General features: G+C 62.9%; 11 protein-coding genes. 7 read left to right on the forward strand and 4 right to left on the reverse strand.

The features are described 5' to 3' along the window. Positions 1-73: 73 nt before the first annotated feature. From topA to RIN61_RS19860, 3 genes are all read left to right on the forward strand, one after another. A complete protein-coding gene (gene topA, locus RIN61_RS19850) occupies positions 74-2683 on the forward strand; it encodes a type I DNA topoisomerase (RefSeq protein WP_133970878.1) in 2610 nt (869 codons plus the stop codon). Positions 2684-2941: 258 nt separating this feature from the next. Then, positions 2942-3457, forward strand: coding sequence for a DUF6586 family protein (locus RIN61_RS19855; protein WP_207878703.1), 516 nt, complete (start codon positions 2942-2944; stop codon positions 3455-3457). A gap of 50 nt (positions 3458-3507) precedes the next feature. Beyond that, positions 3508-3741, forward strand: a complete 234-nt coding sequence (locus RIN61_RS19860; RefSeq protein ID WP_004376430.1) for a hypothetical protein — start codon at positions 3508-3510, stop codon at positions 3739-3741. Between the two features lie 49 nt (positions 3742-3790). Here RIN61_RS19860 and sulA read toward each other — a convergent pair whose 3' ends face one another. Beyond that, entirely contained in the window at positions 3791-4267 is a 477-nt protein-coding gene (gene sulA / locus RIN61_RS19865) for an SOS-induced cell division inhibitor SulA (protein ID WP_112252137.1), read from the reverse strand. Positions 4268-4280: 13 nt separating this feature from the next. Then, entirely contained in the window at positions 4281-4889 is a 609-nt protein-coding gene (lexA, locus tag RIN61_RS19870; protein ID WP_004376420.1) for a transcriptional repressor LexA, read from the reverse strand. A 214-nt stretch (positions 4890-5103) separates the two neighbouring features. Here lexA and RIN61_RS19875 point away from each other — a divergent pair, with 214 nt between their 5' ends. The 4 genes from RIN61_RS19875 to nagZ (RIN61_RS19890) all read left to right on the forward strand — a co-directional run bounded on the left by RIN61_RS19875 (position 5104) and on the right by nagZ (RIN61_RS19890) (position 8596). Next, on the forward strand, positions 5104-5817 hold the full coding sequence (locus tag RIN61_RS19875) for a TetR/AcrR family transcriptional regulator (protein ID WP_112252138.1): 714 nt from the start codon (positions 5104-5106) through the stop codon (positions 5815-5817). A gap of 40 nt (positions 5818-5857) precedes the next feature. Continuing rightward, entirely contained in the window at positions 5858-6382 is a 525-nt protein-coding gene (locus tag RIN61_RS19880) for a L,D-transpeptidase (RefSeq protein WP_112252139.1), read from the forward strand. A gap of 22 nt (positions 6383-6404) precedes the next feature. Next, entirely contained in the window at positions 6405-7403 is a 999-nt protein-coding gene (gene nagZ / locus RIN61_RS19885) for a beta-N-acetylhexosaminidase (RefSeq protein WP_181457339.1), read from the forward strand. Positions 7404-7597: 194 nt separating this feature from the next. After that, the gene (nagZ, locus tag RIN61_RS19890) at positions 7598-8596 is read left to right on the forward strand and encodes a beta-N-acetylhexosaminidase (protein ID WP_112252173.1); all 999 of its coding nucleotides are present in this window, start codon (positions 7598-7600) and stop codon (positions 8594-8596) included. A gap of 241 nt (positions 8597-8837) precedes the next feature. Here nagZ (RIN61_RS19890) and RIN61_RS19895 read toward each other — a convergent pair whose 3' ends face one another. Together RIN61_RS19895 and RIN61_RS19900 are read right to left on the reverse strand one after the other, a co-directional pair. Further along, on the reverse strand, positions 8838-12182 hold the full coding sequence (locus tag RIN61_RS19895) for a DEAD/DEAH box helicase (protein WP_215521157.1): 3345 nt from the start codon (positions 12180-12182) through the stop codon (positions 8838-8840). A 1-nt stretch (position 12183) separates the two neighbouring features. Further along, positions 12184-12756, reverse strand: a complete 573-nt coding sequence (locus RIN61_RS19900; RefSeq protein ID WP_039614135.1) for a CsiV family protein — start codon at positions 12754-12756, stop codon at positions 12184-12186. Positions 12757-12758 lie beyond the last annotated feature (2 nt).

Genomic DNA, 12758 nt, shown 5'->3' on the forward strand with positions numbered 1-12758 from the left:
CCACTATATATAGCGGTGCCGCGTCTGGCACCTGACGCGTTTTTCATCTTCAGATTCAGGAATACTCCGATCCATGGGCAAATCGCTGGTCATTGTGGAATCCCCGGCCAAGGCCAAGACCATCAACAAGTACCTGGGCAACCAGTACGTGGTGAAGTCGAGTATCGGCCATATCCGAGACCTCCCCACCAGCGGTTCGGCCAGCGCCAGCAAAGAGCCGGCCGCAAAGCGTGGCAAGGCCGCGGGTGAGGCTCCGGCCCTGTCGCCGAAGGAAAAGGCCCGCCGCCAGCTGGTGGCGCGCATGGGCGTCGACCCCGATCACGGCTGGAAGGCCAAGTACGAGATCCTGCCTGGCAAGGAAAAGGTGATCGAAGAGCTGCGCCGCCTGGCGAAGGACGCCGACACCATCTATCTCGCAACCGACTTGGACCGCGAAGGGGAAGCCATCGCCTGGCACCTGCGCGAGGCCATCGGCGGCGACGACACCCGCTACAAGCGCGTGGTGTTCAACGAAATTACCAAGAAGGCCATCCAGGATGCCTTCTCGCAGCCGGGCGAGCTGGATATCGACCGGGTCAACGCCCAGCAGGCTCGACGTTTCCTCGACCGCGTGGTCGGCTACATGGTTTCGCCGCTGTTGTGGGCCAAGATCGCCCGTGGCCTGTCCGCCGGCCGTGTTCAGTCGGTGGCGGTAAAGCTGGTGGTTGAGCGCGAGCGTGAAATCCGCGCGTTCATCCCGGAAGAATACTGGGAAATCCACGCCGACCTCGGCACTGCCAAGAACGCCAAGGTGCGTTTCGAAGTGGCACGCGAGAAGGGCGAGGCCTTCAAGCCGCTGAACGAAGCCCAGGCCATGGCGGCGCTGGAGAAGCTCAAGGCTTCCAGCTTCAGCGTGGTCAAGCGCGAAGACCGCCCGACCAGCAGCAAGCCGTCGGCACCGTTCATCACCTCCACCCTGCAGCAGGCAGCCAGTAACCGCCTGGGCTTCGGCGTGAAGAAAACCATGATGATGGCCCAGCGCTTGTACGAAGCCGGCTACATCACCTACATGCGTACCGACTCGACCAACCTGTCGGCCGACGCCCTGGACATGGCGCGCAGCTACATCGAGCGCGAGTTCGGCAAGCAGTACCTGCCCGAGGCGCCGCTGGTGTACGGCAGCAAGGAAGGCGCCCAGGAGGCGCACGAAGCGATTCGTCCTTCCGACGTGAATACTCACCCGAGCAAGCTCAGTGGCATGGAGCGCGACGCCGAGCGCCTGTACGAGCTGATCTGGCGCCAGTTCCTGGCCTGCCAGATGCCGCCAGCGCAGTACCTGTCCACCAGCGTCACCGTGGCAGCGGGCGACTTCGAGCTACGTGCCAAGGGCCGTATCCTCAAGTTCGACGGTTACACCCGTGTGCTGCCGCAGCAGAGCAAGCCTGGCGAAGATGACGTGTTGCCGGAAATGGTCCAGGGTGAAGCGCTGAAGCTGATCCAGATCGACCCGAGCCAGCACTTCACCAAGCCACCGGCACGCTTCACCGAAGCCAGCCTGGTCAAGGAAATGGAAAAGCGCGGCATCGGCCGCCCGTCGACCTATGCGGCGATCATCTCGACCATTCAGGACCGTGGCTATGTGACCCTGCACAACCGCCGCTTCTATTCCGAGAAGATGGGCGACATCGTAACCGAGCGCCTGTCCGAGAGCTTCTCCAACCTGATGGACTACGGCTTTACCGCCGACATGGAAGAGAACCTCGACGACGTGGCTCAGGGCGAGCGTGACTGGAAGAACGTGCTCGACGAGTTCTACGGCGACTTCAGCAAGAAGTTGCAGACCGCCGAGTCCAGCGAAGACGGCATGCGCGCCAACCAGCCGACCATGACCAACATTCCGTGCAAGGAATGTGGCCGGCCGATGATGATCCGCACCGCCTCTACCGGCGTATTCCTCGGTTGCTCGGGCTACAGCCTGCCGCCGAAAGAGCGCTGCAAGGCCACCGTCAACCTGGTGCCGGGCGACGAAATTGCCGCTGATGACGAGGGCGAATCGGAATCCCGCGTGTTGCTGGGCAAGCACCGCTGCCCGATCTGCGCCACGGCGATGGATGCCTACCTGCTGGACGAGAAGCACAAGCTGCACATCTGCGGTAACAACCCGGATTGCGCCGGCTACGAGATCGAGGAAGGCAACTACCGCATCAAGGGTTACGAAGGGCCGAGCCTGGAGTGCGACAAGTGCGGCAGCGAGATGCAGTTGAAGACTGGCCGCTTCGGCAAGTTCTTCGGTTGCACCAACCCGGCATGCAAGAACACCCGCAAGCTGCTCAAGAGCGGCGAGGCGGCGCCACCGAAGATGGACAAGGTGGACATGCCAGAGCTCAAATGTGAAAAGGTCGACGATACCTACGTGTTGCGTGATGGCGCTTCGGGGCTGTTCCTGGCCGCCAGCCAGTTCCCCAAGAACCGCGAAACCCGCGCACCACTGGTGTTGGAGATCGTGCCGCACAAGCACGAGATCGACCCGAAGTACCACTTCTTGTGCGATGCACCGCAGAAAGACCCGGAAGGCCGCCCTGCGGTGATCCGCTACAGTCGCAAGACCAAGGAGCAGTACGTGCAGTCCGAGGTGGACGGCAAGCCGACCGGCTGGAAGGCGTTTTACGACGGCAATGCGTGGAAGGTTGAAGACAAGCGCTGATTCTTTATCAGTCTCTGGCCTGCGCGCGCCCTTGTAGGAGCGGCCTTGTGTCGCGAAAGGGCTGCAAAGCAGCCCCAGGATTTCAGCGCAGATGCACAAATTGCTGGGGCTGCTTTGCAGCCCTTTCGCGACACAAGGCCGCTCCTACAGTTGACCGCGTTAACCGGTCAGGCGGGGCAAGCCCGCGAAGGGGCGCAAAGCGGCCCCAATCATTTATGATGCAGCTATCCGCCTTGCAGCCTTAGGGAGGGCACCGAAATGGCCCAGGAACTCTACACCCGCAGCAACCAGAAACTGTTCTTCGCCGGCCTCGCCCTCGAGTCCATGGCCAAGGCTGAGCAAAGCCAGGCCATGAATGCCCAGGGCCTGGTCCAGGCCGAACGCGAGGCGGCACTGTTCCATCTCTACGGCGCACTGCTGGGCCTGTGCCATGAAATTGGTGGGTTCTACCGCCTGCCTGTGGTTGCAACGGTCGAGCAAGCACTGGCCGACGATGCCCTGAACGGTATCGCCATCCCGGAAGTAGCCGAGTTGCTGGAACTGGCCCGCCAGCGCGAAACCTGGCTGGCGCAAATGCTCGGTGCTTATGCCGATTTGTTCCGACCACCGGTCGCGAGAAAAGCACCTAAAACCGACGTTACCCAGCCCCTGATCCAGGCGGTCAATCTCGATGAACCCGAGCATCCGGCGCTGTCGCGTGCCGAGCTGGAAAGCTGGCGCAGCAACCTCAAGGGCCTGGTGCGACGTTTCCGTGACGCGTTGAGTGAGTGCTGATAGCTGCTACGGCTGGTACAATACTGGCCTTTCGCGGAGAACTGCCATTTATGTCTACGTCGTTTCTGGAAATTGTCGAGTTGCCTGATGGCCGCATCGAACTGCGTCGCGCCGAGGATGAGGGCTCTCTGGTAACCCTGGATTTTTCGGAAGACGCCAAGGCGTTTCTGCAGGGGCAGCATGTGGAAGTGGCCAAAGCCATGCTCAGCGTCGGCGTGCAGATGGCCGGTCGCCTGATGGATGGCGAGCTTGAGCGTGATGAAGGGCCGCGTGTGCTGCACTGAGGTGCAGCAGGGCGTCAGGTTTCATGCAGTGACAGGCAAAGCCTGAACATCAGCCGAGGCGGATGTTCAGGCTTTGTGCGTTTCCAGTACCGGCAGCGCGCAGCAATTGCTGGCGTGCAGTGGCGTTGACGCTGCCCAGCCAGCTGACCACGGTGTGGCTACGGCCCAGGCGCAAGGCTTCGCAGGCCAGTTGAAGCGGGCTTTGATTGCCGCGAGGTTGCAGCAGCAGGATACGTTCACGGTTGAGCCCGGCATCGCGCAGCCAGGCCTGGGTCAGGCTCGACGGCGGGGCGATCAGGGTCAGCCAGCGCGTCTCGTCCTCTTCGCTCAGTTCGCGTAACACTGGTGCCAGGAGGCTCTGGCAGTGCCCCGGGGCTCCGCGCAGCGACAGTTCGCTGAACAGCTCGGGCTGGCTGCTCTTGCGCGCCACTTCGCTGGCTTTCAGGCCAGGCAGTACGGGCTGAGCGAGGAATGCTTCGAACAATGGCAACTGGGCTTGCTCGGGTGCGTGAATGAACTGCTGCATGACGCCTCCTGGATCAGCGGCGAATGACGCCGACGCTCAAGCCCTCGATCACCAGCTCCTGTTCTTTCAGGTCGACTTCGATGGGGGCGAATTCGGGGTTTTCGGCAAGCAGCCAGACCTTGCTGCCTTCGCGCTTGAAGCGCTTGACGGTCACTTCGTCGCCGATGCGGGCCACGACGATCTGGCCATTGCGGGCTTCGCGGCAGGTGTGTACCGCCAGCAGGTCGCCATCGAAGATGCCGACGTCCTTCATGCTCATGCCGTGGACGCGTAGCAGATAGTCGGCCTGGGGGTGGAAGAAGTCGGGGTTGATGTTGCAGGATTGCTCGATGTGCTGTTCAGCAAGGATCGGCGCACCGGCGGCAACCCGGCCGATGATCGGCAGGCCGCTTTCTTCGGCCTTGGCTTCGAGGCCGGGAATGCGAATGCCACGGGAGGCGCCCGGGGTCATCTCGATCGCGCCCTTGCGGGCGAGGGCCTTGAGGTGCTCCTCGGCGGCGTTGGGCGACTTGAAGCCCAGCTCCTGAGCGATCTCGGCGCGCGTCGGCGGGAAACCGTTGTCTTCCAGGCAACGCTTGATGAACGCGAGAATTTCGGCTTGGCGTGGCGTCAGTTTCAACATGGTGAGCGCTCTGTCTTTTTGTACAGTGACTGGGATTATATACAGTACTGGATGCGCTGCAAGCCAAAACCTGCAATAACAGCAGGAATGGCGCTTGCAGCCGCCCGTCTGGCGCTTTTAAATGGCGACCGGCCGGTCACCGAGCCTTGACAGAAGCAGGGCTGAAACGTATGTTTCAAACACCTGTTTGTCTGGCGGAGTAGTCGGAGTAGTCATGGCCCAATCGGAAACCGTTGAACGCATTCTCGATGCTGCCGAGCAGCTGTTCGCGGAAAGGGGGTTCGCCGAAACCTCGTTGCGGCTGATTACCAGCAAGGCCGGGGTCAACCTGGCGGCGGTCAACTATCACTTCGGCTCCAAGAAGGCTCTGATCCAGGCAGTGTTCTCGCGCTTCCTGGGGCCATTCTGCGCCAGTCTCGAACGTGAGCTGGAGCGGCGCCAGGCCAAGCCGGAGCAAAAGCCGAGCCTCGAAGAGCTGCTGGAAATGCTGGTCGAGCAGGCGTTGGCCGTGCAGCCGCGCAGCAACAACGACCTGTCGATCTTCATGCGCTTGCTGGGCCTGGCCTTCAGCCAGAGCCAGGGCCACCTGCGGCGGTACCTGGAAGACATGTACGGCAAGGTGTTCCGCCGCTACATGCTGCTGGTCAACGAGGCCGCGCCGCGCATCCCGCCGCTGGAGCTGTTCTGGCGCGTGCACTTCATGCTTGGCGCCGCCGCCTTCAGCATGTCCGGCATCAAGGCCCTGCGTGCGATTGCCGAGACCGATTTCGGCATCAACACCTCGATCGAGCAGGTAATGCGCCTGATGGTGCCGTTCCTGGCTGCGGGCATGCGTGCCGATAGCGGTGTTACCGACGACGCCATGGCCGCCGCACAACTGCGCCCGCGCACCAAGACCAGCGCAAGCGCCACCACCGCCAAGGCCTGAAGGCTGGGCGGGGCAGGGCGCTTCGGCTAAGCTAGCGCCCATGCCCGACCTCGACTTCCTGTACATTTCCCTCGCCGATCAGCGCCTTTATGGTTTTGCCGATGGCCAGCTGCGCGTGCGCCTGCCGGTTTCCACGGCGCGCAACGGTGCTGGCGAGTGCAACGGCTCGGGTTGCACGCCACGTGGCCTGCACCAGGTGCGGGCGAAGATCGGCGCGGGCTTGCCGCTGAATGCGGTATTGGCCGGGCGACGCTGGACTGGCGAGGTATGGTCGCCGACTTTGCATGCGCAATACCCCGGCCGGGACTGGGTCCTCACTCGCATCCTCTGGCTCAGTGGCTGTGAGCCGGGGGTCAACCGCCTGGGCACGGTCGACACCTTCCGCCGTTATATCTATTTGCACGGCACCCCGGATACGGAACCCTTGGGCGTAGCGCTGTCCCATGGTTGCATACGCCTGCGCAACACCGATTTGCTAAGCCTGTTCGAACAGGTGCCGGCCCATTGCCCGGTGCGCATCGAGCAGGCCGCCTGCCCCCAGTGGGCTTCTCTCAGTCTTCAATGAAGGATTACCCATGACTGTCAGCCTGCAAGGCTCCTTGATGGTGGATATCGCCGGTAAATGGCTGACCGCCGAAGACCGTCACCTGCTGCGCCAGCCTGAAGTGGCCGGCCTGATCATCTTTGCCCGCAACATCGACAGCCCGCGCCAGGTGCGTGAACTGTGTGCGTCGATCCGTGCCATTCGCCCCGACCTGATCCTGGCGGTGGACCAGGAGGGCGGCCGGGTACAGCGCTTGCGCCAAGGCTTTGTGCGGCTGCCTGCGATGCGGGCGCTGGCGGATAATGACAACGCCGAGCACCTGGCCGAGCAATGCGGTTGGTTGATGGCGACCGAGGTGCTGGCGGTTGGCCTGGACCTCAGCTTTGCCCCGGTACTTGACCTGGACCACCAGCGCAGCGCCGTGGTGGGCAGCCGCGCCTTCGAGGGTGACCCGCTGCGTGCCACGCAACTGGCCGGGGCGTTCATCCGTGGCATGAATGCGGCGGGCATGGCGGCTTGCGGCAAGCACTTCCCAGGGCATGGCTGGGCCGAAGCAGACTCCCATGTGGCCATTCCCACCGATGAGCGCAGCCTCGAACAACTGCGCCAGGCCGACCTGGTGCCGTTCACCCGCCTGAGCGGGCAACTGGCGGCAGTGATGCCGGCACATGTCATCTACCCGCAGGTCGACAACCAGCCGGCTGGCTTCTCGCGGCGCTGGTTGCAGGACATCCTGCGTGGCGAGCTGGGTTTCGACGGGGTGATCTTCAGTGACGATTTGTCGATGGCCGGCGCACATGTTGTCGGGGATGCGGCCAGTCGCATCGAAGCGGCACTGAGCGCCGGTTGTGATATGGGGCTGGTTTGCAACGATCGGGCGGCGGCGGAGCTGGCACTAAGTGCGGCGCAGCGGATGAAGGTCAAACCTTCGCCGCGCATCGCAGGCATGCGCGGGCAAGGGTTTGCGCGGACTGACTATCGTCAGCAGCCTCGTTGGCATCAGGCATTGTGCGCATTGAGGGAGGCCCAACTGGTCGACTGACGAGGCTCGACCCTGCTCGGTCCGAAACAGGATCCTGCGTTTGCGATGCGCGTATTGCGTGAGTACACCGGGAAATGCTCTCCGGTGTACCAGGCGACCCGCATTCCAGAGACTCGGGCAAAGCGGAGATTTCTCCGTTTTGCCCGTAATGGGTTTCTGATTTTCGCTTAGAGGATTTTGTCATGACATTTTGTATGCAGGGGGCCTTGATGGTCGATATCGAAGGCACCGCGCTGACGCCCGAGGATCGTCAGTTGTTGGTCCAGCCTGAAGTAGCTGGTTTGATCATCTTTGCACGTAATATTGCCCACCCGCGTCAGGTGCGGGAGTTGTGTGCATCGGTACGCGCTCTGCGCCCTGACCTGCTCATAGCGGTCGACCAGGAAGGCGGGCGGGTGCAGCGCTTGCGTGAAGGGTTCGTCAGGTTGCCATCCATGCGGCAGATCGCCCAGAGCGATGATGCCGAGCGATTGGCTGGACATTGTGGCTGGTTGATGGCAACCGAGGTGCTGGCGATCGGGCTGGATTTGAGTTTTGCTCCAGTGCTCGATCTGGATCATGGGCGCAGTGCTGTCATTGGTGCACGTGCCTTCGATGGTGATCCTGAGCGTGTCACGCAACTGGGTGCAGCGTTCGTCCGTGGCATGACTGCGGCGGGCATGGCAGCATGCGGCAAGCATTTTCCGGGGCATGGCTGGGCTGAGGCTGATTCGCATGTGGCCATTCCCGTGGATGATCGCAGCCTGGATGAACTGCGCAAGGCGGATTTGGTGCCATTTACCCGATTGGCACGCCAACTGTCGGCAGTGATGCCAGCACATGTGATCTATCCCCAGGTCGATAGCAAACCTGCCGGTTTTTCCAGGCGCTGGCTTCAGGACATTCTCAGGGGAGAGCTTGGCTTCGAAGGCGTGATTTTCAGTGATGACCTGTCCATGGCCGGTGCCCATGTGGTCGGAGACGTTGCTGGTCGCGTCGAGGCTGCTTTCGGTGCGGGTTGTGATGTGGGCCTGGTATGTAATGACCGGGCTTCGGCAGAGCTTGCTCTGCTGGCTGCGCAGCGCTTGAAAGTCACGCCATCACCGCGCCTTGCTATGATGCGAGGCTTCAGTTTTGCGCGGACTGATTATCGCCAGCAGCCGCGGTGGCTGGAGGCGTTGGCGGCGTTGCGGGAGGCACAGTTGGTCGATTGACCGCGCCGGCCCCTTCGCGGGCATGCCCGCTCGCACAGGTGCAGCGCTGGTTTCGATATTAGTGTTGTACCTGTGCTGGCCTCTTCGCGGGTGAACCCGCTCCCACAGGTCCTGCGCTGTCCTTGAGGGCACTGGTGTCCCTGAGGGAGTGGGTGCGGCGCTGTTCTTGAGGGCACTGAGATCACTGTGGGAGCGGGTTTACCCGCGAAGAGGCCAGTACAGACAACATAAGACTCAGGTTCTACCGCCCGCGCTTCCCGGGCAGTGGCGCAAACAGTGCCTCGATCTCCTCATCCCCCAGCCGCCATTGCCCGGCCTGCCCGCCATCGAGCAGGCTCGCGGCCAATGCCGCCTTCTCCTGCTGCAACAGCTGGATCTTTTCTTCCACCGTCCCCCGGGTGATCAGCTTGAACACGAACACCGGTTTGTCCTGGCCAATACGGTAGGCGCGGTCGGTGGCCTGGTTTTCGCTGGCCGGGTTCCACCAGGGGTCGAAGTGGATGACCGTGTCTGCGGCCGTCAGGTTCAAGCCCACGCCACCCGCCTTGAGGCTGATCAGGAACACTTCGCTGTCACCCTGCTGGAACTGTTGCACCGGCGTGCGTCGGTCGCGGGTATCGCCGGTCAGCAGGCTGTAGCGGATCTTGCGCTTCTCCAGCTCCTGTTCGATCAGCGCCAGCATCGAGGTGAACTGCGAGAACAACAGCACCCGGCGCCCTTCGCTGAGCAGCTCTTCGAGCATTTCCAGCAGCGCGCCCAGTTTGCCCTTGTCGGCCTGGTTGCCTTTGCTTTCCACCCCTTTGACCAGACGCAGGTCGCAGCAAACCTGGCGCAGCTTGAGTAGGGCATCGAGAATGACGATCTGGCTGCGCGCGGCGCCATTGCGGGTGATCTCATCGCGGACTTTCTTGTCCATGGCCACCCGCACGGCCTCATAGGTGTCACGCTGGGCATCGCTAAGCTCGACCCAGTGCACCATCTCGGTCTTGGCCGGCAACTCGGTGGCCACCTGCTCCTTGGTGCGGCGCAGCAGGAATGGGCGGATGCGGCTGGCCAGGTGGGCCATGCGCTCGCTGTCGCCGTGGCGCTCGATCGGTGTGCGGTAATCCTGGTTGAAGCGCTTCAGGTCACCCAGCCAGCCAGGCATAAGGAAGTGGAAAATCGACCACAGCTCGCCCAGGTTGTTTTCCATTGGCGTGCCAGTCAGGCAGACCCGCTGATTGGCCCGCAGCTCGCAAACCGCGAGGGCGGCCTTGCTGGTGCTGCTCTTGATGTTCTGTGCCTCGTCCAGCACCAGCACATGCCAGGCCTGGGCACGCAGGTGTTCGAGGTCGCGCGGCACCAGGGCATAGGTGGTCAGGACCAGGTCGTATTCGTGCAGTTTGGCGAAATGCTTGCTGCGCCCCGGGCCTTGCAGGGCCAGCACGCGCAGCCCGGGGGCGAAGCGCTGGGCTTCGTCCAGCCAGTTGGGTACCAGGCTGGTCGGCATCACCGCCAGGGCCGGTGCGCTCAGGCGCCCGGACTGTTTCTCCAACAGCAGGTGTGCCAGGGCTTGCAGGGTCTTGCCCAGCCCCATGTCGTCGCCAAGGATGCCGCCGGTGCCCATCTCGCGCAGTGCCTGCAGCCAGTTCAGGCCTTGTTGCTGGTAAGGGCGCAGGCTGGCTTGCAGCCCGGTTGGCGGTTCTACCTGCAAGTCACGGGCATCGCGCAGGCGACGGCCCAGTTCGCGAACGTGCTCGCCGCCTTCCCAGTGCAGGGGCAGGCCTTCGATTTCGTTCAGGCGCGCGGCATCTGCACGGTCCAGGCGCAGCGTCGGGCCTGCGGCGTCTTCGTGCAGGTACAACTCGCCCAAGGTACCCATTACCGCCTTGATCCGGCCGTAGGGCAGGGCAACGCGCAGGGCCGGGGCATCGAGGCGGCCACGGTTGAGGTCGATCAGCAGGTGCTCGTCGTCACTGCGCCGGGCCAGTTCGCTGGGGCGCAGCAGTTCCGGGTTGCTGCGCAGCAGTTGCAGCACGATCGGCAGCAGGCTGTGGCGCTGGCCATCGACCACGATGCCCAGCTCCAGATCGAACCACTCATGACCGGGCGCTTCGTCGATGCTGGCGTACCAGTCGTCCACCTCCTGCAGGTTGAAGGCGAAGTCACGGTGGATGTCGATGTTCCAGCCGGCTTCGCGCAGGCGTGGCAGGCCTTCGCGGGCAAAGCGCAGCCAGGCTTCGTCATCGGGCAGCTGGAGCATTTCGCCGGCGCTGTCAGGCAGTGCCTTGCTCTGCCGGGTGGCGGCCTTGAAGCCCAGGTCGCGCAGCACCTTGCGCAGCGCCTGCTCGGCCTGCGGCTGGCGGCGGATGCGCTGGCTGGTGTTGTCGACCAGGCGGGTCAGCGGTTTTTCGTCGCTGCCGCTGGCGCGTAAACCGTCATAGTCGAACGCCAGTGCGGCCCGATGCTGCATCTGCCGCTGCATGCGGCCGGTCTTGGGCATGTAGGCGCTGAATTCAAGGCTGCCCAGCGTCAGGTGCGGTCTGGGTTGAACACTGTCGATTTCTTCACTGCGTACGCTTGTAGGCGTTGGCACCTGCCGATTCAGCGCATTCAACCGGTGGCTCAGGGGGATGATCAAGTGTTCGGGCACCGTAGGTGCGCTTGCCAGTTGGCTGGCAATGAACGGGTCAAGATCATGCACAAGCTTGCCAGTCATGCCCGTCTGGGTATCGATGTAATAGAGCGGGTCGAGCGGCAGTGCCAGGTCATGCATTCGCTCATCATGGTGCCACGCCCCACGATAGCTGCCGTTCTCAAGCCTCATCCAGCGAAACTCGGCCGGCAGTGTCGGCCCGGGGGCTAGTGGTAACAATTGCTCGCCATAGATCAGGCGGCCACTGCCCAATGCGAACTCGTACAGCTCTGCGCCTTGCTTTCCTTCCAGTCTTGCGATTGGCATGTTGGTGTTTTTGCCTAGGGCGTCAATCAGCCTGAGGATGCGCAGGTCCTCATCAGTTACGTAACGTGGCGTGTAGTAGAGCATCTCAGGCAGCGAGCTGGCACGGGCGAGTTTCAGCTGGCCATCGGCTTCGCGGGTGCCTTTGGATACGCTGAGCGTGCAAAGGCCGCGCTCATTAACGACCTTGTAGTAGAGCGACGGGCCTTTGCGTTTGGCAGGCTCGGCAGGCTTTGTCGGAGCTTCCAGGGCCTCGACCCAATGGGCGAGTTCAGGTGGGAGGTCCAGAGATTGCCGGGCTGCGTCAACCGTTGGGTGAGGGGCATCATGGCTGCCCTCGGCGTAATCTGGCCCACGTTCCAGCAAATAGAGTGCAGCCGCACAATGCTTGCAGTCTTTGCCCACCGGGCATGAGCAAGTGCCTCGGCACTCCAGGCCATCTTCCGTCATGTCCAGCGTGATGCGCTGGTAGTAGGTCCGGCCGCCGGAACCTGCGCACTGAGCGCGGACGGTCATGTCGAGGATGGACACGATTTCGCTTCTGCCTTCCTCGGCATAGTCCAGGCCGCGTTGCAGGGACTTGCGGTCAAACGCGAACGTCCAGCCGTCGTGCTCCCGCACAAAGAACTGTGCATCGCTCTCGCTCACATCACTGCTCCATCATCTCCGGGTCCATCACCGGCATTTTAGGCGTGCCTGGTGGTGTCACCTTCAGTAGCACCGCCAGGTGCCCGCCGTCGAGGAAGGTCAGCTGGCCGCCCTTGACGTTGCTGTTGCTCTGCTTGAACTGCTCGCTTTGCAGCACGCTGCCGTTGCCGTCCAGCTGGTTGACCCAGAAGTTGGCCTCGACCGCGATGAAGCGGCCCTCGGCGATGCTGAGGTTGCCTTCGATGGGGAAGTGGCCGAACTGCTCGGCGCCTTCGCCCAGGGCGATGCGGCTGGGCTCGCTGCCCACTTGCTGTTGCCAGGCCTTGTGCAGCAGCACGGTGTAGTCGGCGGTAGCTTCCAGGCGAGTGGCTTCGTCTTCCAGCGCCAGGCGGCGCTCGGCGTCCTTCTCCAGGCGTGGAGCGCCAGCGCTCCAGTCTTCGGGGGCGAACGGGCTGGTGAAGGCGGGCACGCTGTTCTGCCGCACCAGGATCATTTCTACCTGATACAAGCCTTCGGCGAAGGCGGCCGGGGCGAACAGCGCCAGCAGCAGGGTCAGGCAACGGATGGCACGCATGG

Source organism: Pseudomonas inefficax, assembly GCF_032164165.1.
GTDB classification, from domain to species: domain Bacteria; phylum Pseudomonadota; class Gammaproteobacteria; order Pseudomonadales; family Pseudomonadaceae; genus Aquipseudomonas; species Aquipseudomonas inefficax.

Excerpts from the sequence above, each read along its gene's own strand:
- topA (WP_133970878.1), top strand. The coding sequence starts at position 74 with ATGGGCAAATCGCTGGTCATTGTGGAATCCCCGGCCAAGGCCAAGACC.
- RIN61_RS19855 (WP_207878703.1), top strand. The coding sequence starts at position 2,942 with ATGGCCCAGGAACTCTACACCCGCAGCAACCAGAAACTGTTCTTCGCC.
- RIN61_RS19860 (WP_004376430.1), top strand. The coding sequence starts at position 3,508 with ATGTCTACGTCGTTTCTGGAAATTGTCGAGTTGCCTGATGGCCGCATC.
- sulA (WP_112252137.1), bottom strand. The coding sequence starts at position 4,267 with ATGCAGCAGTTCATTCACGCACCCGAGCAAGCCCAGTTGCCATTGTTC.
- lexA (WP_004376420.1), bottom strand. The coding sequence starts at position 4,889 with ATGTTGAAACTGACGCCACGCCAAGCCGAAATTCTCGCGTTCATCAAG.
- RIN61_RS19875 (WP_112252138.1), top strand. The coding sequence starts at position 5,104 with ATGGCCCAATCGGAAACCGTTGAACGCATTCTCGATGCTGCCGAGCAG.
- RIN61_RS19880 (WP_112252139.1), top strand. The coding sequence starts at position 5,858 with ATGCCCGACCTCGACTTCCTGTACATTTCCCTCGCCGATCAGCGCCTT.
- nagZ (WP_112252173.1), top strand. The coding sequence starts at position 7,598 with ATGCAGGGGGCCTTGATGGTCGATATCGAAGGCACCGCGCTGACGCCC.
- RIN61_RS19900 (WP_039614135.1), bottom strand. The coding sequence starts at position 12,756 with ATGCGTGCCATCCGTTGCCTGACCCTGCTGCTGGCGCTGTTCGCCCCG.